Source organism: Bradyrhizobium sp. USDA 4454, from assembly GCF_054822705.1.
The window spans coordinates 7,229,552-7,250,139 of sequence record NZ_JBTRCN010000001.1; the positions used below are offsets into that span (position 1 = coordinate 7,229,552).

Consider the following 20,588-nt stretch of genomic DNA (forward strand, 5'->3'; position numbering starts at 1 on the left):
GGCAGACCAGGACAAGATTTTAGACGCGTTTCCGGTCAGCCCTGCAAACGCATTTGCAGGGCGTTGACGGGGCCACGCTTGAGGTGGGGATCGTTGTATCTCGCCACGACGCAGCCCTCCTTTCTCGGCCGAAATGATGTGGTGGTCGGACGGTAACCGGACGTGCAACCGATGGCAAGCGCAGCCGGCCTGGCCGGTCCGCTGGATGAAGCCGGTTTACCCCGCCTTGCGCACGGTTTCGGCGAGCCTGTCGCCGCCGACCAGCGCGGCAAATTGACCGATCGGGGCCGGCCGACCGATCAGATAGCCCTGCACCGCGTCGCAGCCTTCCTCGGAGAGGAAGCCGAGCTGCGCCTCGGTCTCGACGCCCTCGGCGACGATCGACATTTCGAGGCCGTGGCCGAGATCGATCACCGCGCGCACGATCGCGGCCGATTGCGGGTTGCGGCCGAGATTGATGACGAAGGCGCGGTCGATCTTGATCTTGTCGAACGGAAATGCCTGCAGATAGCTCAGCGAGGAATAGCCGCTGCCGAAATCGTCCATCGAAATCCGGACGCCGAGCGCCTTCAACCGCCGCAGCAGCGACAGGCCGCGGTCGAAATCCTCGATCAGCACGCCTTCGGTGATTTCGAGCTCGAGCCGGTCGGGCGTCAACCCGGTCTCGAGCAGGATCGAATGCACCAGGCCGACGAGGTCGCCATGGACGAATTGCGCCGGCGACAGGTTGACCGCGACCTGCATCGGGACGGCCCATGAGGCGGCCTCCCGGCAGGCTTCGCGCAGGATCCATTCGCCCATCTCGACGATCAGGCCGCTTTCCTCGGCGAGCGGAATGAAGTCGCTGGGCGGCACGAAGCCGCGCAGGGGATGGTGCCAGCGCGCCAGCGCCTCGAAGCCGACGATCTGGCTCGCCGCGACGCTGCCGCCCGCCGCCGCCTGCGGCTGGTAATAGAGCGACAATTCGCCGTTCTTGAGCGCGACCGCCAGCTCCTGGTGCAGCACGCGGCGATCGCGGATTTGCTGGTCCATCTCCGGCTCGAAGATCGAGATCGTGCCGCGCGACTTCGCCTTGGCGCGGAACAGCGCCGCGCCGGAATTGGCGAGCAGCGACGCCGCATCCGTGCCGTTGTGCGGGAACACCGCGATCCCCGCGGTGAGGCCGGTCCGCACCGACTTGCCGTCGATCGCGAAATCCCCACCCAGCGCCTCGGCGGCCTGCTCGGCCAGCGCGATGCCGGCGGCCGGCTGCTGGCCGTCGATGATGAGGCCGAATTCGTCGCCGGACAGCCGCGCCACCACGCCGCCGCGTGCCACGGTCTGCAAGCGCTGCGCAACCTCGATCAGCACCTTGTCGCCCATCGCATGGCCGTAGACGTCGTTGATCTCCTTGAGCCCGTCGAGGTCGACGCAGAGCACGGCGAACTCCTCGCCGGTCCCGTCGCAGGCCTCGATCATCTGGGTCAGCGCCTGCAGGAAGGCGGCGCGGTTCGGCAGATCGGTCAGGCCGTCATGATAGGCCATGTGCGCCATCCGCGATTCGGTCTGGCGCCGGTCGGTGACGTCCTCATGGGTCTTGATCAGATATTGCGGCTCGCCGTCATCGTCGAGCACGGTCATGCGGCGGGTCAGGAACAGCCGCAAACCGTCCTTGGTCGAGATCGGGTGCTCCTCGGCGATCATGCTGCGCTTTCTGATCGCGGCCTCGTCGCGGGCGATGATCAGCTTCGCTTCGCGCGCGTTGAAGATGTCGGAGGCGGTCAAGCCGGCGGCGTCCTCGCGGCGGCGATTGAGAATCGTCTCGGCGCTGCGGTTGGCCAGCAGATAGCGGCCGTCGCTGACCCGCTGCACGATCAGCGAGACCGGGATGTTGTCGACCACGAGCTCGAGGAATTTCTTGTTGTTCTCGAGCTCGCGCGACAGCGCGCGGCGGTCGGTGACGTCCTCGAACAGCGCGATCAGGAATTCCGGCTCGCCGGCCTCGTTGCGGGCGATCACCCGGTTGGACGCCAGGATGCGCTTCTCCGAACCGCGTTCGACGAAGAACTCGCTGCGGTGATAGCCTTGCGGCGCGTCCAGCGCGGCGCGGTCGGCGGCGTCGATGCTGACCGCGGTCTCGGGACGGAAGATCTCGTCGGCGCGCTTGCCGACGATATGATCGCGCGAGAACCGCGAGAAGCGCTCGAACGCGCGGTTGGCGAAGATGTAGCGGCCGTCCTCGATGTTCTTGGCGGCGACGCAGACCGGGACGTTGTCGAGCACCGATTCCAGGAATTGCGTGGTCGAGGCGAGCTTGCGCGACAGCTGGCGCTGGTCGGTGCAATCGAGATGGGTGGCGACCGAGCCGCCGTTCGGCAGCGGGAAATACTTCACCAGCACCGACCGCCCGCCCGGCAGTTCGGTGACGAGGCCTTCCGGCGCCGCCGCGCGGGTAAAGAAATCCGCGGCGCTGATGTCGAGCACGCCGCGGTCGCGGCGCAGCTCCAAGAGCTCGGTGCCGGTCATGTTGCGCCTGATGTCGGCGCGCGACAGCCCGTAGATGTCGAGATAGCGGTCGTTGCAGAACACGATGCGCTCGCCCGCATCGGTCATCACCACGCCCTGGTTCAGATGGTTGAGCGCCGAGGAGACGAAAGCGTTGCGGCGCAGTTGGGCGCGCTTGGCCTTGCGCAGCGCCGAGAGGATCCACAACCCGATCGCGCCGAAAAACGACGCGGCCACCACGCTGCCGATCAGGAGCTCCCAGACCACGCCCGGATCGAGGTCACCGAGATAGCTCGACGGCGCGAACCCGCCGGTGCCGGCCCGGGCTGCGGCGTGCGGCACGACGGCAGCAATCAGGCAAAGCACGGCCCTTGCCGGAATCGAATTCTTCCCGCCCGCCTGCCACGTCCTGCCTGCCATCGATCACCCGCGGATTTCCAGGGCGAATGTCCGGCTTTGGCGGTTTGGATCGGGTAAACGCGTAGCGATGCAACCGGTAAACGTGGCGCAATTTGCGGCAATTGCCCTGACATGATTAATGCTGCACTAACAGGGCATGGCTCCCGAACTCTTTGAGATGGTCCAAGCACTTGCCCAATAAGCACTTGCCGAAAGCGATCGGATCGGCTGAACGATGTTGGCGGCGAGGGCGCGATCGCGCGGAAATATTCGGACTTGAAGGACGAGATGGACAGGGTTGATTGCGTGATCATCGGCGCGGGGGTGATCGGCCTCGCCGTAGCGCGGAGGCTGGCACAGGCCGGCCGCGAGGTGATTGTGATCGAGGAGGCCGAAGCCATCGGCACGGTGACCTCGTCGCGCAACAGCGAGGTGATCCATGCCGGGATCTACTACCGCGCCGGCAGCCTGATGGCGCGGATGTGCGTCAGCGGCAAGCGGGCGCTGTACCGCTACTGCGCCGATCACGGCATCCCGCACAGGAATTGCGGCAAGCTGATCGTGGCCACCACGCCGGCGGAAACCGAAAAGCTGCAATCGATCCGCGCCCATGCCGAGGCCAATGGCGTCGACGACATGCAGCTGCTGTCAGGTGCTGCGGCGCGCGCGCTGGAGCCGGCGCTGAATTGCGACGCGGCGCTGCTGTCGCCTTCGACCGGGATCATCGACAGCCATGCCTACATGCTGGCGCTGCGCGGCGACGCCGAGGACGCGGGCGCGGCCTTCGCCTTCCATACGCCGCTGCTCCACGCCCGGGCTACGGCTGACGGCTTCGAGGTCGAGGCCGGCGGCGCGGCGCCGATGACGCTCGCCTGCAATCTCCTGGTCAATGCCGCAGGGCTGGGCGCGACGGCGGTCGCGCGCAACGTCGAGGGCATGCCGATCGAATTGATTCCAACGGCTTATCTGGCGAAGGGCAATTACTTCAGCTGCAGCGCCAGGGCGCCGTTCTCGCACCTGATCTATCCGGTGCCGGAGCCCGGCGGACTCGGCGTGCATCTGACGCTCGACATGGCCGGACAGGCGCGGTTCGGCCCCGATGTCGAATGGATCGATCACATCGATTACGCCGTCGACCCGGCACGGGCCGAGCGGTTCTATCCGGCGATCCGGAAATACTGGCCGACGCTACCGGATGGCGCGCTGATGCCGAGCTATTCGGGAATCCGGCCCAAGATCGTGCCGCCGGCGGTGGCGACCCAGGACTTCCTGATCCAGGGGCCGACCGACCACGGCGTCGCCGGGCTGATCAACCTGTTCGGGATTGAATCGCCCGGATTGACGTCGTCGCTCGCGATCGCCAACCATGTCGGCGAGCTGGCAGGACACTGAGCAAGCGCAGCATGGCAAACGCAGCATGACCTTCCGAGGGATGCGCGCCGCGGCGTTCATCCCTCGGTGAAAAGGTCAGGATTGTTTGCTGATTTGCGGGGACCGGCTTAGTGGACCGTATTGTCGGCGGACAGTCTCAGCCGCTCGATTTGGTCCTTTACCATCAACTTGCGGCGCTTCAGCTCGCAAATGTGGAGATCGTCTACAGAGGGGTGAACGAGCGCTTCGTGCAGTTCGTTCTCGAGTATTTTGTGCTTACGCTCCAGCTCAACGAGATGGGCCTGTATTGCCATTGCGAACACTCCTCGGTGCGTTAAACCTCAGGGTCGATCCGGACCACCAAGTGTACACGAGTGGACGGTGCTGTCGATAGGGGATGCGATATGCCGCACGCACGCATTTCGGTTTATCTGTAACCAATCGTGATACGGGAACCGGTTCGGCTTGCGCGGCGCGCGCCGAGGGAGGATATTCCCGCGAACGGCCGCTTCGGCCGCAACAATTTCTTCGTGCTTACCAGTTAATACGCAACCATGAACGATCAGGATGAGCGCGAACTCCTCGCCGAGCTTGCGCGTCTGCAACAAGAGCACCGCGACCTCGACGCCGCGATCGACGCGCTGCATCAGTCGCCGGCGCCGGATCTTCTGATGCTGCAGCGCCTGAAGAAGCGGAAGCTGCAATTGCGCGATCGCATCGCCTTCATCGAAGACCAGATCACGCCCGACATCATCGCCTGAGGCGCGCGCCGCCTCGCGACGCGGGTTCGGTTCGGCCGGCGGTTTTCCCCGTCATCCACAGCGCCCCATCGGCTTCACATTCGCGGCAACGCAGCCGAGCGCGTTTCTCGGCGCTTGACTCCTAAAGAACAAAAAGAGAACATTACGACCCAGCCGCCAGCCATTGAAGGGAGTTTCGCCATGTCCGCCCCGCCGTCCCTGCCCGACCACAACAGCCGCTACGAGAAGGCCTGCGATCAGGCGATCGCGATGTGCGACGGCAACCTGCGCAGCACCATCAAGGCGCTGATCATGGCCAACGAATATCTCGAAGCCGAGTTGGAGGAATTGCAGGCCGCGATCACCGCCGGCTGCGTACCGGCACGACCCCACTTGGCGAGCGATGCTGCGATCGACGCCGCCTGACCAGGAAACACAGCGATGGCCGATGTGACCTATTACGTGGCACTGCCCTTCATGCAGGACGACGACGGCACGCCGGTCGCCGGCAATGCCGAGGAATGCCAGAGTTCGGCGATCGCGCTGCGCCGGGCCGAGACGATGTCGCGGATGCCGGGCAGCATCGGCGCCGTCGCGTTCAGCCGCACCGGCGATCCCGCGATCGGCGAATTCGGCGATGCCAAGCTGCTGCGGGCCTACGGCAACGTGCCGGAGGATCTGAGCGCGCTGTAACTGCTAGGGATGATGGGATCAGGTTGAGCTGGAACGGCCTCGAAGGTTCACCTCTCCCTTGGGAGAGGTCGATTTGCGTAGCAAATCGGGTGAGGGGTTATGGTCTATCGAGAGCGCAAGAGCCCTCACCCGGATTGCTTCGCAATCCGACCTCTCCCCAACGGGGAGAGGTGAACCGACACTGCGCCAAGCCGAGTTCAACTAAAACTCATCCTGCTCTGGGATTCCCTAATATCTAGGATTCATGGCGGCGCTGCGCCTTGCGCACATACATCGCGCGGTCGGCCTCATCGAGAACCCGATCGAGATCCGAATGCGCGGTGAGGATCGCAACGCCTGCGGAGGCGCCCGCCGAGACCTGGCTGCCGCCGAACACGAAGGTCAGGCGGTCGATCGCCTCTTCCAGCGCAGCCGCCTTGGCGCGGGCATCGGTCTCGCTGAGATTCCACAGCAGCAGCGCAAACTCGTCGCCGCCGAGCCGGCCGATCACATCGGAGGCGCGCACCTGGTGCGAGATCGCGGCAACGATCGCCTTCAGTACCTCGTCGCCGGCCGCGTGCCCGAACGCATCGTTGATCGGCTTGAGGCGATCGACGTCGAGCACGATCAGCGCGCCGGAGGCCTGATAGCGCTTGATGAAGGAGAGCGAACGGGCGAGCTCGCGCTCGAAGCCGCGCCGGTTCAGAATGTCGAGCAGGAAGTCGGTCTCAGCCGAGGCCTGCAGCTGCTCGATCCGGGCCTGGGCGCGTGCCAGCTGCGCCCGGAGCGTGCGGATGGTCGATTTGTCGCCGGAGGTGACGCCGCGCGTGGCAGTGCCGGTTCCGGCCGCTTTTGCGCCTGTCCGTTTGGTTCCAGTCGTTTTGGTTCCAGTTCTGCGGGGTGCGGATTTGTCCGCGGCGGCCACGCCTTTTCGTCGTTTTGCCGCCCCGGAGGCGGCTGCCTTCGTCTTCTTCTTCATGCGCATCCTTGTTGAGGCTTGCTTATGAAGGCTTGCCGGGATTCACCAAGTCAGGATAGTCCATTCTATCTCCCTTGCCACGCCTTGGATGACAACCGGGCCGCCCCTATAATCGGCCTATGCTTTTGGATTCCTGAACAGAATTGAAGAGATGACCGCTCCGATCGCCATCATCATGGGAAGCCAGTCCGACTGGGAAACCATGCGCCACGCCGCCGACACCCTGGCCGCGCTGGGGGTTGCCTGCGAAACGCGCATCGTTTCGGCCCACCGCACCCCGGATCGGCTCTATGCCTTCGCCAAGGGCGCCAAGGCGGCCGGCCACAAGGTGATCATTGCCGGCGCCGGCGGTGCCGCGCATCTGCCGGGCATGACGGCGGCGCTGACCGAGCTTCCGGTGTTCGGGGTTCCCGTCGAATCCAGGGCGCTGTCCGGCGTCGATTCGCTCTATTCGATCGTGCAGATGCCGGCCGGCGTTCCGGTCGGAACGCTCGCGATCGGCAAGCCCGGCGCGATCAACGCCGCGCTGCTCGCGGCGAGCGTGCTCGCGCTCAACGATCCCGCTTTGGCGGCCCGCCTCGCGGCCTGGCGCACGGAGCAGACCGATGCGGTCAAGGACCAGCCGGAGGGTACGGCGTGACGGCTTCGAATCCTGTGAAGCTGAAGCCGGGCGACACCATCGGAATCCTCGGCGGCGGGCAATTGGGCCGGATGCTGGCGATGGCCGCAGCGCGCCTCGGGCTGCGCTGCCAGGTGTTCTCGCCGGATCCGGACTCGCCGGCCTTCGACGTGGTGCAGCACGCGACCTGCGCGGAATATGCCGACGTCGAGGCGCTCGAGCTGTTCGCCAACGACGTCGACGTCGTCACCTATGAGTTCGAGAACGTGCCGGCCGCGACCGCGATGGTGCTCGCCGCGCGCCGCCCGGTGCTGCCTGCGTACAAGATCCTCGAGACCACGCAGGACCGGCTGATCGAGAAGGATTTCGTCAGCAAGCTCGGCATCGGCACCGCCGATTATGCCGACGTCTCCTCGGTCGCGACGCTGCGCAGTGCGATCGAGCGGATCGGTCTGCCTGCTGTCATCAAGACCCGCCGCTTCGGCTATGACGGCAAGGGCCAGGCCATCATCCGCCAAGGCGACGACATCGAGCAGGTCTGGGACGATCTCGGCACCAAGTCGGCGATCCTCGAGGCCTTCGTGCCGTTCGAGCGCGAGATCTCGGTGATCGCGGCGCGCTCCGCGTCCGGCGACGTCGAGTGCTTCGACGTCACCGAAAATGAGCATCGCGACCACATCCTGAAATTTTCCCGCGTGCCGGCTGCGATCTCCGAAGAGCTTGCCGCGCAGGCCCGCGCGATCGCCGAGAAGATCGCCACGGCGCTCGACTATGTCGGCGTGCTCGCGGTGGAATTGTTCGTGGTGCCCGGCAACGGCAGCGCCGTGCCCGGCAACGGCAACGCGACGGTGCTGGTCAACGAGATCGCGCCGCGCGTGCACAATTCCGGCCACTGGACGCTCGACGGCGCCTCGATCTCGCAGTTCGAGCAGCACATCCGTGCGATCGCCGGCTGGCCGCTCGGCAAGCCGGTGCGCCATGGCGAGGTCACCATGACCAACCTGATCGGCGACGACATCCTGAGCTACGAGCAGTGGCTCAGCGTTCCCGGCGCCACCGTGCATCTGTACGGCAAGGGCACGCCGCGCCCCGGCCGCAAGATGGGCCACGTCACCGAAGTGACGCCGCCGCGCAAGCCGTAAATCTCAAACGGCGACCGCAGCCACCTTCGACGTGTTGACGAAAATGGGATCGTGGCGACCACGATCCCATTTCGCCGATCACGTCACGCAGTCTTGATGCCGGCGACGATGCCGGTCGGCTCGTCGCTGAGCCAGCGATAGATCACGCCGCCGAGCGCACCGCCGATCAACGGCGCGACCCAGAACATCCAGAGCTGCGCCAGCGCCCAGCCGCCGACGAACAGCGCCGGTCCGGTGCTGCGCGCCGGGTTCACCGAGGTGTTGGTGACGGGAATGCTGACGAGATGGATCATCACCAGCGCGAGGCCGATCGCGAGCGGCGCGAAGCCGGCCGGCGCCTTGCCATGGGTCGATCCCATGATGATGAACAGGAACATCATGGTCATCACGACCTCCATGATGAAGCACACCACCATGCTGTACTGGCCCGGCGAGTGCGCGTCATAGCCGTTGGAGGCAAAACCCTTGCTGACATCGAAGCCGGACGCGCCGCTCGCGATCACATAGAGCAGCCAGGCCGCAACGATGGCACCGATGACCTGCGCGATGATGTAGGGCAGCACCTGGCCGCCCGGGAAACGCCCGCCCGCGGCGAGGCCGACCGTCACGGCCGGGTTGAGGTGGCAGCCCGAGATATGGCCGATCGCATAGGCCATGGTCACCACGCTGAGCCCGAAGGCCAACGACACGCCGACCAGGCCGATCCCAACCTGCGGAAAGCCGGCCGCGATCACCGCGCTGCCGCAGCCCGCGAATGTGAGCCAGAACGTACCGATGAGCTCGGCAGCGTATTTCTTCATCTCCATGTGGCATCTCCCCTATTTCCAATGTCCGGGTTGTCCAAAACGCCGGGAGCGGCCTTCATCTGGGCGCCAAATCACCCAAATCAGGGCCGCACGAAGGCATTTTCGCCCTATTTCGTGGCTTTACTAGGCCCGAAAGTCACTCGACCGGTGGACATCTGCGCGTTTGTCTGATACATGCGCGCGCCTAGGGTTAAGAGGCAGGCCTTTTGCCGCCCCTTCACCTCGCCAGAATTCCGAACCGATCAATTCAAAAGAGGATGCCGCGTGCAGGTTCTCGTCCGCGATAACAATGTCGACCAAGCCCTGAAGGCGCTGAAGAAGAAGATGCAGCGCGAGGGCATTTTCCGCGAGATGAAGCTCCGCGGTCACTACGAAAAGCCTTCTGAGAAGAAGGCTCGCGAAAAGGCCGAGGCCGTGCGCCGCGCGCGCAAGCTGGCGCGCAAGAAGTTGCAGCGCGAAGGCCTGCTGCCGATGAAGCCGAAGCCGGTGTTCGGCGCCGGTCCCGGTGGCGACCGTGGCGGCCGTCCCGGTGGTGCAGGCGCTGGTCGCGGCCCCCGCTGAACCGTTTTGCCGATCTGGAAGTCTAACAGCGCGGGCCACGGGCCCGCGTTGTCGTTTTGAAGCAGGCCCGCCTTCCGGGGATTCCATGCAAAACCACCGGCAAGAGCATTTTGCATGAAGGTTGCTCCGGCACCCTGCCCCCGGTTCCCGGAGCTAGCGCATCGACGTCGCGCGCTGCACCTCGCCATCGCCGCCATGCTGCTCGGCCTGCCGCTCGGGGCATGCTCCTTCGACCTGGGATCGTGGGGCTCGGACGACAAGCCGAAACCGGCCGCCACCGCTGACAGACCGGCGGCCGACGCCATCACGCCGCAGGACGTCAACAGCGCCAGGGATCACGCGACGCGTGGCCAGGTGCTGGTGCATTCCGGCAAGCTCGACGAGGCGATGGCGGAATTCGAGCAGGCGCTGACGACCGATCCCTACAACGTCCAGGCCCTGTACGGCCGTGGCCTGATCTATCAGGGCCGCGGACAGCACCAGCAGGCGATCGACGATTTCACGGCGGCCAGCGGGCTGTCACCGCAGAAGGCCGAGCCGCTGGTCGGCCGCGCCGCCAGCTACCTAGCGCTCGACAAGACCAGACAGGCCGCCACCGACCTCGACGAGGCGGTGCAGGCCGATCCCAACAATGTTGCGGCGTGGAGCGCCCGCGGCCAGGCCTATGAGCGGCTCGGCGACAAGGCCAAGGCGGCAGCGTCCTACAACCGCGCGCTCGCGCTGCGGCCCAATGACGGCAACGCGCGCAGCGGCCTGGCGCGCACCGGCGGCTAACGCATGATCCGGAAAAGTGCGAAGCGGTTTTCCGAGAAGATCTAAAGCCAGGTGAGGTCAGGCTGAGCTGGAGCAGCGTCGAAAGTTCGCCTCTCCCGCGCCAAGCCGACGCAACCGAAGCTCACTCTTCCGCTTAGGGCGCGTACTCGTAAATTCGTCGCGTCCGCTCTTGTCTCCGAAGCTGACGTTGAAGCCGACGTAGCTGCATGTAAGGCCTCGGGCCATGAGCCGAAGTAGTTAGACGTTAGTGATCAGGAGACCGCTCGAGTTCGCTTTCGAGAAACGCAAGGAACGCCCGCACCTTCGGCGAGGGGCGAGGGCCGGCCGGGAACACCGCGTGCACTTCTATCGGTTCAAGCGAATAGCCCCGCAACAGCCTGACGAGTTCGCCGGATTTGAGTTCTTTTTGGCACGCGGTCGACGTCATCATGGCGATGCCAAGGCCGTTGATCGCGCTTGTAAGCGTGCCCGGACCCGAGTTCGTGGTGACACGACCGGACACGTCAACAGTGATGGTCGCTTCTCCCTTCCGGAACGTCCAGCTAGTGCGGCCGAATTCGCCGGGACCCGCAATGCAATCATGTTTGGCGAGGTCAGCCGGTGCTTTCGGCGTCCCGCGTGCGGCCAGGTAGGCCGGCGTCGCGACGACCACCCGCTCAAGCGATGGCAGCTTGCGTGCGCCAAAGCTGCTATCGGCGAGCCGCCCCAATCGGAATGCGACGTCGGCGCCTTCGGCGACCAGATCCTGCCGCACGTCGGAGACGGAGAGTTCAACGCGGAGCAGAGGGTTCTCGGCAAGAAATTTCGGCAGGAGCGGAACGATCTGTTGAGTGCCGTAGATGATCGGCAGGGCAAGGCGAAGCAGCCCACTCACGGAATTCCGCCCTCGCGCCGCATCCTCTGCCTCTTCCACAGTCGCGAGGATGTCGCGCGCCCTTTCAAGAAAATGCGCGCCTGTATCCGTGACGGTCACACGTCGCGTGGTGCGCAGCAGCAACCTTACGCCGAGCCGCGCTTCGAGTTCACCAACGATGCGCGAGATAGAAGGCTGCGAGAGGCGCAACTCCCGTGCGGTCTGCGAAAAGCTTCCGGTTTCTGCGGCGCGGACGAAAATAGTCAGTTCCTGAAAGCGGTCGCTCATTTGTAATGCAAATAGATGTTGTCCATTTTTGCAGTATACTCATTCGTTTTCGAATGAACCATCCTTTGCTGGAATTTACCGCAAAGGAGGCTTCAGATGAGCAAACTCAATGGAAAGGTCGCCGTCATCACCGGTGGCTCAAGTGGTATCGGGCTGGCGACAGCGAAAACGTTCGTTGAGGAAGGCGCCTACGTCTTCATCGCCGGACGCCGACAATCCGAACTGGACAAGGCAAAGGCAGCGATCGGCCGCAACGTGACCACGGTGCAGGCCGACGTCACCAGCCTTGACGACCTCGACCGACTCTTCGGGATCATCAAGGATACGAAGGGCGTCCTCGACATCGTCGTGGCGAGCGCTGCCTTCGTCGAGCAGGTGCCGCTCGAAAAGGTCACGCCCGAACACTTCGACAAGACCTTCAATGCCAACGCGCGTGCGCCTCTGTTTACGGTTCAGAAGGCGTTGCCGTTGATGACACGGGGTGGGTCGATCATCCTGGTGTCCTCGGGCATGCACCAAATGGGCATCCCGGCACACTCGACCTATGCGGCAACCAAGGCTGCGCTTCGTTCCTACGTTCGCACCTGGGCGGCCGAGTTCAGGGACCGCGGCATCCGGGCGAATACCCTCAGTGCGGGTCCGACCGAAACGCCGATGCTGAACAGCTTCGCCTCCACCCCGGAGGAGAACGAAGCGATGAAGAAGATGTTCGCAAGCCTGGTGCCGCTGGGGCGCATTGGACGGCCAGAAGAAGTTGCAGCAAGCGCAGCCTTCCTTGCCTCCGATGACAGCAGCTACATCACGGGCGCAGATATCTCCAACGACGGCGGCGCAAGTCAAGTTTGACAACGTTCGGTCCGCTGCAACTGCCTTCCGCCCAACGGGTGGGAGGCGAGCAGCGGTATCTTCAAGAGGGATTTGCAAGATGGAAAACGCCATCTATCAATTCACCATTCCCGCCCTCATGCGCGGCCTCGGCGTCCTCGCTTCCTACCTTGCATTCGCGAGAGAACGCGTTCGCACGCAGGGGCTCAAAGAGAGCGACATCATGAATGCCCGTCTCGCGCCAGACATGTTGACATTCGCAGGTCAGATTCAAAGAGCCAGCGACAAGGCGAAGAATGGCGTGGGAAGGCTAGCGGGCGTGGAAACGCCGGCATTTGCCGACACCGAAGGCTCTCTTGCGGAGCTTGAAGAGCGAATCGCAAAGACCATCGCATTCCTCACCTCCGTTCGATCGGCGCACTTTGAAGGCGCGGAAGGCCGCACGATAGAGCTGCGCTTCAAAAGCGTGAGCGGCAGGATGACCGGCCAAACCTATCTGACCCAGGTGCTGCTGCCGGACTTCTATTTCCACATCGCGACCGCGCACGACATATTGCGCAATCAGGGTCTGGCGATCGGCAAAGCGGATTTTCTCGGCAAGCCGGATTATCTATAGGTTCTGTCGAGCCGCCAAAATGTCCGCCTTGGGTCAAAAGCCCCTCGGCGGCCACACCGGGCGACTTCCGCTTTATTGCCGGAAGCCGACGTTTATCGACTTACTCGGCAGGCTTCGGCAGGGTCTTACTTGGGCAACTTACTTCGGCAGGACGGCGTGGAACATCGACTTCATGCCGGAGAACATGTCGTCGGTCACCGAGCTGTGGTCGTTCTTCGGCGCCGGCATGGCCGCGTCGGCGCGCAGGTCGAGCGGCGCCTGGATCACCGGCACCGGAATGTCGGCCGGCGGCGTCAGCCGATTCGAATCCTGCGCATTGGCAGCGTAGGGCGGACGCTGCTGCGCGGATTGATCGACGTTCTCGGTGGAGGGGTTCGACACCATGATCGGCGGCGGCAACGGCCGGATCGCCGACTGAGCTGCCGGGCGCTGCGCCTCGGGCAGCCGGGCGAGATCGGTGCGGGTCGCGTCCTGGGTGCGCGCGGCCTCCTGCGGGCGCTCCTTGCGCAGGCGCTCGATGGCGGCGCGCGCGAGATCGTTGGCGTCGCGATTCTCTTCCGTCGCGGCGGCGGCCTCGGCCGGCGCCGCCGCGGTGGCGGGCGCGGCCGGCTGCGGCGCGGCGGGCGCCACCTTGACGACGGCCTTCGGCGCAGCCGTGTGGTGGCGGGTGTCGGCCGGGATGCTGGCGGTATCGGCCGGCGCGTCAGACTTCTGGTCGGCGGATTTCTCGGCAGGCTTCTCGGTGACGGTCGCCTTCTCGGATGCCGACCGTTCGATCAGCGTGCGCTCGGACATGCCCTTGGCCTTCACGCCGGCTTCGGGAAGGCTGCTGACCACGGTGGCGGGCTTGGCGGCTTTGGGATCGACGGCGGCGGTCGCGGCTGCGGTGGCGGGTACGTCCGGCTTGGCCACGATGTAATGATTAACGATGTACGCCCCGATGATGGTCGCTGCCACCGAGGGTAAGATGTCCATCACAAATTTCTTCAGGTAACTCAGCATGACCTGCCACTCCCCACCCCGTTATTTCATGCTGGAACTTTGAGGCACATTCAGGGATCAACTGCGTCGGATCGGTGGCAAACCCCCGTTCCAACGTCACCTTTGGTGTCACTTTGGTTTCAGCCGGAGGCGCCCCCTGCGCAGGCCGCATCCACCGCTTAATTCATCGCGCAGCCGTTAACGGGTTATGAATTTCCACAGCCGGGCGTGCTCGGAGCTGCCATTCTGCGGGCGCAGGGTTACCGACCGCGTCAGGGCTTGAGTTCGACCTCGAGGAACACGATCTCGCTGGCGGTCTCGTTCAGCACGTCGTGCTGGACCCCGGCCTTGCGGAAGTAGGACTTGCCGGCCCCGAGCTGGGCCTTCGAGCGCTCCCCGTTCGGCGCCACGATCGTCATCTCGCCGGTCGTGATCGGAACGATGACGTAGTCCATCTCGTGGGTGTGGTGGCCGGTGGCGCTGCCGGGCGCGAGCCGCCATTCGGTCACGCGGACCTCCGCCGTATCCACCTGCACGTCCGATTTGGCGCTGAGCATCGTCACTTCTCCAAGTTTCTTGTTGAGAGGATCGTGCCCTACGGCACAAAGACCATGAACACGAACACGGCGAACACCACCATGTGAACCAGCCCGAACAGGATGTTGGTGCGGCCGGTTCCGAAGGTGAGCATGCTGATCATGAAGGTCAGCAGCAGGATCAGCATATGCTGGTTGCTGAGCCCGAGCACCAGTTGCTTGTCGAGCACATAGGCGGCCGCGGCCACGGCGGGAACCGTAAGCCCGATGGTCGCGATCGAAGAGCCGAGCGCGAGGTTGATGCTCTTCTGCAAGTCGTTCTTGCGCGCCGCCGACACCGCGGCAACGCTCTCCGGCAACAGGATCAGCGCCGCCACCACCAGGCCGGCAAAGGCCGGCGGCGCGCCGATCTTGACGGTGACGACATCGACCACCAGCGAGAATTTCTTGGCCAAGAGCACCACCGCCAGCAGCGAGACCAGCAGCAGGACGATGCTGATCGCGGTCTCACGGTCCGACATCACCTCGCCATGCGCCGCCGCCTCGTTGGCGCCGCTGACGAAGTAATCGCGGTGGCGGATGGTCTGGGTGTAGAGGAACACGGCGTAGAGCAGCAGGGTCACGATGCTGATCACGGCGAGCTGGGCCGTGGAATAGATCGGGCCCGGCGCCGTCAGCGTGAAATTCGGCATGTCCAGCGTGATGGTCGCGAGCACGAACAGCACGCTGAGATAGAGGTTGGCGCCGGTGATCTGGAAATCCTGCTCGCGGTAGCGGATGCCGCCGATGAAGATGCAGAGCCCGACCAGGCCGTTGCAGACGATCATCACCACCGCGAACACGGTGTCGCGCGCCAGGGTCGGCGCCGGCGTGTCGCCCAGCATGATGGTCGAGATCAGCGCGACCTCGATGATGGTCACGGCGAGTGTCAGGAGCAGCGTGCCGAACGGCTCACCGATCCGCTCGGCAATCATCTCGGCGTGATGGACGGCTGCGAACACGGTGCCGAACAGGATCACCAGCAGCACGGCTGCGAACGCCCAGCCGGCCGCCGATGGCGCGAAGCCGTAGCCGGTGCCCGTGACAGCGGTAAACAACAGCACCGCCAGAACAGGATACAGCCAGGCCGACCGCGGCATCGGTCCGTGTGCGCTCATCGTGGGATCCCCTCACTTCCGATGCTGCGAGTATGCGATAGACAATCGCCTCCGTCAGCCTCTTGCGGCGTCGATGAACGGCCGCGCCGTCGCCATCGCACCGAAATCGTCGAGATTGTCGTGCCCGCCACCGGGCAACCGCACGAACTGCTTGGGCTCGTGCGCGAGGCCAAACAGCCGCTCGCCGAAGCGGATCGGGATCGCCGCATCGTCGGCGCCGTGCATGATCAGCAGCGGCACCGTGACACCGGCAATTCGCCGGTCGGAATGGAATGGATCCCGCATCAGCAGGCTGACCGGCACGTACCAGAAGAGCGCGCCAGCGACATCGGCCGTCGAGGTGTACGGCGCCTCCAGGATCAGCCTGCCGACCGGATGCTCGGCGGCGAGCGCGACCGCAACGCCGGTGCCCAGCGAGAAGCCCCAGGCCACGATCTCAGCGGCACGGTATCGCGCGGTGGTGAACGCATAGGCTGCAGCAGCGTCCCGCAGCAGGCCCTGCTCGCTCGGTGCGCCACTCGAGCCGGCATAGCCGCGATACGACAGCGCCACCAGCCCGGTGCCATCGGCGGTGATGGCCTTGAAGCGCGCGACGCGGCCGGCCAGGAAATCGCCATTGCCGGGAAAGAACAGCACGACAGGCCGGCCGGGCTTCGCCGGCACATGCCAGACGATGACCTTCTCGCCGTCATCCGTGGTCAGCACATGCTCTTCGGCTTCGGGAAGTCCGACGGCGGCCGGCGCGGTTCGGCCCACCGGCGGAATCGGAAACAGCATCTCGCGCTGCTTGACGTACAGCACCGCAAGGCCACCGAGATAGACGACTGCGGCGAGGATCAGCAGCCATTTCAGGATCGTCAGAACCACGCGCAAATCCCGCCTGCCGCCCTCAATTTGCGCTCCAAAGCGCGATGAATTTGGGTTGAATTGGCTTGACCCGGTCTCGGTTCACCTCTCCCCTTCGGGGAGAGGTCGGATTGCGAAGCAATCCGGGTGGAGGGCTCTTGCTTTCTCGATAGACCGCAACCCCTCACCCGATTTGCTGCGCAAATCGACCTCTCCCAAGGGAGAGGTGAAGCTTCGACGCCGTTGCAGCTCAACCGAATCTCATCATGCTCTAGATTTGGTGTGTCGGGATGATGCGAGACCCCATTGCTACTTTGCATGGGGTTGTTTTCGCGGTTTTTGGTCCCGCCCCCGGTCTTTAGCGGCCGCCGAGACCGGCCTGCGCCTCGAATTGAGCAGCCCTTCGACCTCGAGCCTGATGCTGTCGGGAGCCGGCCGGCAGGCGCAAACCTTCGCGTGCGCCACATGCCATGCGATGCGCTGCTCGCGCGTGGCGCGGGTTGGCATGCGATGGTGTCGATGCCACTCCCGGTCCAGGGCCATCAGCGTCAGGCCATCGCCTTGACGATGTTCTCGGTGACCTTCTTGGCGTCGCCGAGCAACATCATGGTGTTGTCGCGGTAGAACAGCGGATTGTCGATGCCGGCATAGCCCGAGGCCAGCGAGCGCTTGATGAACATCACGGTGCCGGCCTTCCAGACCTGCAGCACCGGCATGCCGTAGATCGGTGAGGTCTTGTCTTCTTCCGCCGCCGGGTTGGTGACGTCGTTGGCGCCGATCACGAAGGCGATGTCGGCCTGGGCGAACTCGGAGTTGATGTCCTCGAGCTCGAACACCTCGTCATAGGGCACATTGGCTTCGGCGAGCAGCACGTTCATGTGGCCGGGCATGCGGCCCGCGACCGGGTGAATGGCGTATTTCACCTCGACGCCTTCCTTCTTCAGCAGATCGGCCATCTCACGCAGCGCGTGCTGGGCCTGCGCTACCGCCATGCCGTAGCCGGGCACGATGATGACCTTGGAGGCGTTCTTCATGATGAAGGCCGCATCGTCGGCCGAGCCGAGTTTTGCGGGTTTCTGCTCGCCGCTGCCGCCGCCGGCCGCGGCCGTTTCGCCGCCGAAGCCGCCGAGGATCACCGAGATGAACGAGCGGTTCATCGCGTGGCACATGATGTAGGACAGGATCGCACCCGACGAGCCGACCAGCGCACCGGTGATGATCAGCGCCGAGTTGCCGAGCGTGAAGCCGATGCCGGCGGCGGCCCACCCGGAGTACGAGTTCAGCATCGAGATCACGACCGGCATGTCGGCGCCGCCGATCGGGATGATCATCAGCACGCCGAGCGCCAGCGCCAGGATCGTGATCATCCAGAAGTCGAACGCGCTGCCACTAAGCACGAGGCCGACGATGAAGAACACCAGCGCCAGCGCCAGCACGATGTTGATGATGTGGCGCGCCGGCAGGATGATCGGCGCACCGCTCATCCGCGCCGACAGCTTCAGGAACGCGATCACCGAGCCGGTGAAGGTCAGGGCGCCGATCGCAACCCCGAGCGACATCTCGACCAGGCTCTGCGGATGGATGTTGCCGGGCGTGCCGATGTCGAACGCCTCGGGCGCATAGAACGCGCCGGCGGCGACCAGCACCGCGGCCATGCCGACCAGCGAGTGGAACGCGGCGACCAGTTCGGGCATCGAGGTCATCGGAACCCGGCGCGCGATCACGGCGCCGATGCTGCCGCCGATCGCGATGCCGAGGATGACCAAGATCCAGGCCACGCCGTCGGCCGGCGGATGGCTCGCCAGCGTGGTGGCGACCGCGATCGCCATGCCGATCATGCCGAACATGTTGCCCTGGCGCGACGACGCCGGGCTCGACAGGCCGCGCAGCGACAGGATGAACAGCACCCCCGCCACGAGATACAACAGTGCAGAGAGATTGGCGCTCATCTCAGGTCCCCCCAATTCTTACATCACCCCGAGGTGGTTGCCGTTCACTTGGCTTTCTTCTTGTACATCGCCAGCATGCGCTGGGTGACCAGGAAGCCGCCGAAGATGTTCACGCAGGCGAAGATCAGCGCAACGAAGCCGAAGCCGCGGGCCCAGCCCGAGCCGCTCGACACCATGCCGACGCCGACCGCGAGCAGCGCGCCGACCACGATCACCGACGAGATCGCGTTGGTCACGCTCATCAGCGGCGTGTGCAGCGCGGGCGTCACCGACCACACCACGAAATAGCCGACGAACACGGCGAGGACGAAAATCGACAGCCGGAACACGAAGGGATCAACGGCCTGCGCGAGATGCTCCATGGCTTCTCTCCTTACTTCGGCTGGAAGTTGGGATGGATGACGGCGCCGTCCTTGGTCAGCGCGGTGGCCTTCACCAGCTCGTCGTCCCAATTGACCGCGAGCGCCTTGCTGGCCTTGTCGACCATCGTCTCGATAAAAGAGAACAGGTTGCGCGCGTACAGGCTCGAGGCCGAGGCCGCGACGCGGCCGGCGACATTGGTGTAGCCGACGATCTTGACGCCGTCGGTCTCGACCACCTCGCCGGGCTTGGCGCCTTCGACATTGCCGCCGCGCTCGACCGCGAGGTCGACCAGCACCGAACCGGGCTTCATCGATTTCACCATCTCGCCCGACACCAGCTTCGGCGCCGGACGGCCCGGGATCAGCGCGGTGGTGATCACGATGTCCTGCTTCTTGATGTGCTCCGCGGTGAGCGCGGCCTGCTTGGCCTGATACTCCCTAGACATTTCCTTGGCATAGCCGCCCGCGGTCTGCGCGTTCTTGAACTCCTCGTCCTCTACCGCGAGGAATTTCGCACCGAGCGATTCCACCTGCTCCTTGGTGGCCGGGCGCACGTCGGTCGCGGTGACGACGGCACCTAACCGCCGCGCGGTCGCGATCGCCTGCAGGCCGGCGACGCCGACGCCCATCACGAACACCTTGGCGGCCGGAACGGTGCCGGCGGCGGTCATCATCATCGGGAACGCACGGCCGAACGCCTCGGCGCCCTCGATCACAGCGCGGTAGCCGGCGAGGTTGGCCTGCGACGACAGCACGTCCATCACCTGGGCGCGTGTGATGCGCGGCATCAATTCCATCGCGAAGGCGGAGACGCCGGCATCGGCCATCGCCTTCAGCGCGGCCTCGTTGCCATAGGGGTCCATGATCGCGATGACCAGCGCGCCGCGCTTGTATTTCGACAGCTCGGAGGCCTCGGGCCGCTTCACCTTGATGACGATGTCGGCGTCCTTGAGCGCGTCGGCCGAGACGGTGGCGCCGGCAGCGGTCAGCTCCGAATCGGGCAGACCCGATTTGACGCCCGCGCCGGGCTCGACGGCCACTTCGGCGCCGATCGCCTTGAACTTCTTGATCGTATCGGGCGAAATCGCAACCCGCGGCTCGGACGGATCGATTTCCTTGGCAACGGCAATCTTCATGGGCCCTCCCCCGGCGGCGCAAGCACCGCACGCGTCTTCAAACTAGCGTTATTTTCGCCAGATTGGATACCCGGTATTTGCAGCCGGGCTCGGTCAGAAAATTCCGGCACCGCAGCAGGACGGCGGCACCGCTATCAGGTCAGGGATCAGACCAGGAAATAGGCCATCAGAGCGAGGAGGATGGCGACGCTGATGGTGCCCCATTTGACCAGCATGAGAAACCCTTCATAGGTCTGCTCATGCGCCACGTAATCGTTGCCGTCGGCGGTCGTGTAGGCCACTTCGCTATGGTCTGCCATCGCTATCCCCAGTCAGAAATTCGCGTTCCGCGAGCCATTACCGCAAACGGCTTGGCAGGGCAACGGCGCGGTCCCGATCGGGCGATGTGAAGCGCAAATTGTCCCCGGTCCGGGTCGTGCTGCGACGGTCCGCCGCTCGCGCTCGGGCGGGATTGATCCCCGAAACGCCGGTGGATGGAACGCTCCATACCGC

23 protein-coding genes are annotated in these 20,588 nt (G+C 64.7%); 10 read left to right on the plus strand and 13 right to left on the minus strand.

What is annotated here, in order from left to right:
- Nucleotides 1-216: 216 nt before the first annotated feature.
- Nucleotides 217-2,904, minus strand: coding sequence for a sensor domain-containing protein (locus tag ACVIW0_RS33670; protein ID WP_461356267.1), 2,688 nt, complete (start codon nucleotides 2,902-2,904; stop codon nucleotides 217-219).
- 234 nt (nucleotides 2,905-3,138) lie between these two features.
- On the opposite strand from ACVIW0_RS33670, the gene ACVIW0_RS33675 reads away from it, so the two are divergent.
- A complete protein-coding gene (locus tag ACVIW0_RS33675; protein ID WP_461357499.1) occupies nucleotides 3,139-4,275 on the plus strand; it encodes an NAD(P)/FAD-dependent oxidoreductase in 1,137 nt (378 codons plus the stop codon).
- Nucleotides 4,276-4,382: 107 nt separating this feature from the next.
- Here the strand turns inward: ACVIW0_RS33675 and ACVIW0_RS33680 are convergent, their stop codons facing one another.
- A complete protein-coding gene (locus ACVIW0_RS33680) occupies nucleotides 4,383-4,568 on the minus strand; it encodes a YdcH family protein (RefSeq protein ID WP_461356268.1) in 186 nt (61 codons plus the stop codon).
- Between the two features lie 240 nt (nucleotides 4,569-4,808).
- Between ACVIW0_RS33680 and ACVIW0_RS33685 the strand changes: the two genes are divergently transcribed.
- The 3 genes from ACVIW0_RS33685 (at nucleotide 4,809) to ACVIW0_RS33695 (ending at nucleotide 5,687) form a co-directional block, all read left to right on the plus strand.
- Nucleotides 4,809-5,015, plus strand: a complete 207-nt coding sequence (locus ACVIW0_RS33685; RefSeq protein WP_024583705.1) for a YdcH family protein — start codon at nucleotides 4,809-4,811, stop codon at nucleotides 5,013-5,015.
- Nucleotides 5,016-5,195: 180 nt separating this feature from the next.
- The gene (locus ACVIW0_RS33690; RefSeq protein WP_461356269.1) at nucleotides 5,196-5,420 is read left to right on the plus strand and encodes a hypothetical protein; all 225 of its coding nucleotides are present in this window, start codon (nucleotides 5,196-5,198) and stop codon (nucleotides 5,418-5,420) included.
- A 15-nt stretch (nucleotides 5,421-5,435) separates the two neighbouring features.
- Entirely contained in the window at nucleotides 5,436-5,687 is a 252-nt protein-coding gene (locus tag ACVIW0_RS33695) for a hypothetical protein (RefSeq protein ID WP_024583703.1), read from the plus strand.
- 235 nt (nucleotides 5,688-5,922) lie between these two features.
- On the opposite strand, the gene ACVIW0_RS33700 is transcribed toward ACVIW0_RS33695, so the two are convergent.
- Nucleotides 5,923-6,651, minus strand: a complete 729-nt coding sequence (locus ACVIW0_RS33700; protein ID WP_461356270.1) for a GGDEF domain-containing protein — start codon at nucleotides 6,649-6,651, stop codon at nucleotides 5,923-5,925.
- A 145-nt stretch (nucleotides 6,652-6,796) separates the two neighbouring features.
- On the opposite strand from ACVIW0_RS33700, the gene purE reads away from it, so the two are divergent.
- Nucleotides 6,797-7,285, plus strand: coding sequence for a 5-(carboxyamino)imidazole ribonucleotide mutase (gene purE / locus ACVIW0_RS33705; protein ID WP_461356271.1), 489 nt, complete (start codon nucleotides 6,797-6,799; stop codon nucleotides 7,283-7,285).
- Nucleotides 7,282-8,406, plus strand: coding sequence for a 5-(carboxyamino)imidazole ribonucleotide synthase (locus tag ACVIW0_RS33710; protein ID WP_461356272.1), 1,125 nt, complete (start codon nucleotides 7,282-7,284; stop codon nucleotides 8,404-8,406). The genes purE and ACVIW0_RS33710 overlap by 4 nt, the downstream gene beginning before the upstream one ends.
- An 83-nt stretch (nucleotides 8,407-8,489) precedes the next feature.
- On the opposite strand, the gene aqpZ is transcribed toward ACVIW0_RS33710, so the two are convergent.
- A complete protein-coding gene (aqpZ, locus tag ACVIW0_RS33715) occupies nucleotides 8,490-9,212 on the minus strand; it encodes an aquaporin Z (protein ID WP_461356273.1) in 723 nt (240 codons plus the stop codon).
- A 264-nt stretch (nucleotides 9,213-9,476) separates the two neighbouring features.
- On the opposite strand from aqpZ, the gene rpsU reads away from it, so the two are divergent.
- Both rpsU and ACVIW0_RS33725 read left to right on the plus strand, forming a co-directional pair.
- Nucleotides 9,477-9,773, plus strand: a complete 297-nt coding sequence (gene rpsU, locus ACVIW0_RS33720) for a 30S ribosomal protein S21 (protein WP_021078544.1) — start codon at nucleotides 9,477-9,479, stop codon at nucleotides 9,771-9,773.
- A 114-nt stretch (nucleotides 9,774-9,887) separates the two neighbouring features.
- Nucleotides 9,888-10,547, plus strand: a complete 660-nt coding sequence (locus ACVIW0_RS33725; protein WP_461356274.1) for a tetratricopeptide repeat protein — start codon at nucleotides 9,888-9,890, stop codon at nucleotides 10,545-10,547.
- Between the two features lie 244 nt (nucleotides 10,548-10,791).
- On the opposite strand, the gene ACVIW0_RS33730 is transcribed toward ACVIW0_RS33725, so the two are convergent.
- Nucleotides 10,792-11,688 (minus strand): LysR family transcriptional regulator, encoded by an 897-nt coding sequence (locus ACVIW0_RS33730; RefSeq protein ID WP_461356275.1) that lies wholly within the window; start codon nucleotides 11,686-11,688, stop codon nucleotides 10,792-10,794.
- Nucleotides 11,689-11,784: 96 nt separating this feature from the next.
- Here ACVIW0_RS33730 and ACVIW0_RS33735 point away from each other — a divergent pair, with 96 nt between their 5' ends.
- On the plus strand, nucleotides 11,785-12,534 hold the full coding sequence (locus ACVIW0_RS33735; protein ID WP_461356276.1) for an SDR family NAD(P)-dependent oxidoreductase: 750 nt from the start codon (nucleotides 11,785-11,787) through the stop codon (nucleotides 12,532-12,534).
- Between the two features lie 79 nt (nucleotides 12,535-12,613).
- Nucleotides 12,614-13,129 carry a DUF1993 domain-containing protein gene (locus ACVIW0_RS33740; RefSeq protein ID WP_461356277.1) on the plus strand — a complete coding sequence of 172 codons (516 nt, stop codon included), beginning with the start codon at nucleotides 12,614-12,616 and terminating at the stop codon, nucleotides 13,127-13,129.
- A gap of 138 nt (nucleotides 13,130-13,267) precedes the next feature.
- On the opposite strand, the gene ACVIW0_RS33745 is transcribed toward ACVIW0_RS33740, so the two are convergent.
- From ACVIW0_RS33745 to ACVIW0_RS33780, 8 genes are all read right to left on the minus strand, one after another.
- On the minus strand, nucleotides 13,268-14,131 hold the full coding sequence (locus ACVIW0_RS33745; RefSeq protein WP_461356278.1) for a hypothetical protein: 864 nt from the start codon (nucleotides 14,129-14,131) through the stop codon (nucleotides 13,268-13,270).
- A 251-nt stretch (nucleotides 14,132-14,382) separates the two neighbouring features.
- Entirely contained in the window at nucleotides 14,383-14,667 is a 285-nt protein-coding gene (locus tag ACVIW0_RS33750) for a cupin domain-containing protein (protein WP_095731174.1), read from the minus strand.
- A gap of 38 nt (nucleotides 14,668-14,705) precedes the next feature.
- Nucleotides 14,706-15,803: a calcium:cation antiporter gene (locus ACVIW0_RS33755; RefSeq protein ID WP_461356279.1), complete on the minus strand. Its 1,098-nt coding sequence runs from the start codon at nucleotides 15,801-15,803 to the stop codon at nucleotides 14,706-14,708.
- Nucleotides 15,804-15,857: 54 nt separating this feature from the next.
- Nucleotides 15,858-16,664, minus strand: a complete 807-nt coding sequence (locus ACVIW0_RS33760; RefSeq protein ID WP_461357500.1) for an alpha/beta hydrolase — start codon at nucleotides 16,662-16,664, stop codon at nucleotides 15,858-15,860.
- Nucleotides 16,665-17,197: 533 nt separating this feature from the next.
- A complete protein-coding gene (locus ACVIW0_RS33765) occupies nucleotides 17,198-18,598 on the minus strand; it encodes an NAD(P)(+) transhydrogenase (Re/Si-specific) subunit beta (protein ID WP_461356280.1) in 1,401 nt (466 codons plus the stop codon).
- 44 nt (nucleotides 18,599-18,642) lie between these two features.
- Nucleotides 18,643-18,960 carry a proton-translocating transhydrogenase family protein gene (locus tag ACVIW0_RS33770; protein ID WP_016841609.1) on the minus strand — a complete coding sequence of 106 codons (318 nt, stop codon included), beginning with the start codon at nucleotides 18,958-18,960 and terminating at the stop codon, nucleotides 18,643-18,645.
- Nucleotides 18,961-18,971: 11 nt separating this feature from the next.
- Nucleotides 18,972-20,096 carry a Re/Si-specific NAD(P)(+) transhydrogenase subunit alpha gene (locus tag ACVIW0_RS33775; protein ID WP_461356281.1) on the minus strand — a complete coding sequence of 375 codons (1,125 nt, stop codon included), beginning with the start codon at nucleotides 20,094-20,096 and terminating at the stop codon, nucleotides 18,972-18,974.
- A gap of 146 nt (nucleotides 20,097-20,242) precedes the next feature.
- On the minus strand, nucleotides 20,243-20,395 hold the full coding sequence (locus ACVIW0_RS33780; RefSeq protein WP_021078552.1) for an aa3-type cytochrome c oxidase subunit IV: 153 nt from the start codon (nucleotides 20,393-20,395) through the stop codon (nucleotides 20,243-20,245).
- Nucleotides 20,396-20,588 lie beyond the last annotated feature (193 nt).

Bases quoted from the DNA above. Each gene is read 5' to 3' on its own strand.
- ACVIW0_RS33670 (WP_461356267.1), bottom strand. From the start codon at position 2,904: ATGGCAGGCAGGACGTGGCAGGCGGGCGGGAAGAATTCGATTCCGGCA.
- ACVIW0_RS33680 (WP_461356268.1), bottom strand. From the start codon at position 4,568: ATGGCAATACAGGCCCATCTCGTTGAGCTGGAGCGTAAGCACAAAATA.
- ACVIW0_RS33685 (WP_024583705.1), top strand. From the start codon at position 4,809: ATGAACGATCAGGATGAGCGCGAACTCCTCGCCGAGCTTGCGCGTCTG.
- ACVIW0_RS33690 (WP_461356269.1), top strand. From the start codon at position 5,196: ATGTCCGCCCCGCCGTCCCTGCCCGACCACAACAGCCGCTACGAGAAG.
- ACVIW0_RS33695 (WP_024583703.1), top strand. From the start codon at position 5,436: ATGGCCGATGTGACCTATTACGTGGCACTGCCCTTCATGCAGGACGAC.
- ACVIW0_RS33700 (WP_461356270.1), bottom strand. From the start codon at position 6,651: ATGCGCATGAAGAAGAAGACGAAGGCAGCCGCCTCCGGGGCGGCAAAA.
- purE (WP_461356271.1), top strand. From the start codon at position 6,797: ATGACCGCTCCGATCGCCATCATCATGGGAAGCCAGTCCGACTGGGAA.
- aqpZ (WP_461356273.1), bottom strand. From the start codon at position 9,212: ATGGAGATGAAGAAATACGCTGCCGAGCTCATCGGTACGTTCTGGCTC.
- ACVIW0_RS33725 (WP_461356274.1), top strand. From the start codon at position 9,888: ATGAAGGTTGCTCCGGCACCCTGCCCCCGGTTCCCGGAGCTAGCGCAT.
- ACVIW0_RS33730 (WP_461356275.1), bottom strand. From the start codon at position 11,688: ATGAGCGACCGCTTTCAGGAACTGACTATTTTCGTCCGCGCCGCAGAA.
- ACVIW0_RS33735 (WP_461356276.1), top strand. From the start codon at position 11,785: ATGAGCAAACTCAATGGAAAGGTCGCCGTCATCACCGGTGGCTCAAGT.
- ACVIW0_RS33740 (WP_461356277.1), top strand. From the start codon at position 12,614: ATGGAAAACGCCATCTATCAATTCACCATTCCCGCCCTCATGCGCGGC.
- ACVIW0_RS33745 (WP_461356278.1), bottom strand. From the start codon at position 14,131: ATGCTGAGTTACCTGAAGAAATTTGTGATGGACATCTTACCCTCGGTG.
- ACVIW0_RS33750 (WP_095731174.1), bottom strand. From the start codon at position 14,667: ATGCTCAGCGCCAAATCGGACGTGCAGGTGGATACGGCGGAGGTCCGC.
- ACVIW0_RS33755 (WP_461356279.1), bottom strand. From the start codon at position 15,803: ATGAGCGCACACGGACCGATGCCGCGGTCGGCCTGGCTGTATCCTGTT.
- ACVIW0_RS33765 (WP_461356280.1), bottom strand. From the start codon at position 18,598: ATGAGCGCCAATCTCTCTGCACTGTTGTATCTCGTGGCGGGGGTGCTG.
- ACVIW0_RS33770 (WP_016841609.1), bottom strand. From the start codon at position 18,960: ATGGAGCATCTCGCGCAGGCCGTTGATCCCTTCGTGTTCCGGCTGTCG.
- ACVIW0_RS33775 (WP_461356281.1), bottom strand. From the start codon at position 20,096: ATGAAGATTGCCGTTGCCAAGGAAATCGATCCGTCCGAGCCGCGGGTT.
- ACVIW0_RS33780 (WP_021078552.1), bottom strand. From the start codon at position 20,395: ATGGCAGACCATAGCGAAGTGGCCTACACGACCGCCGACGGCAACGAT.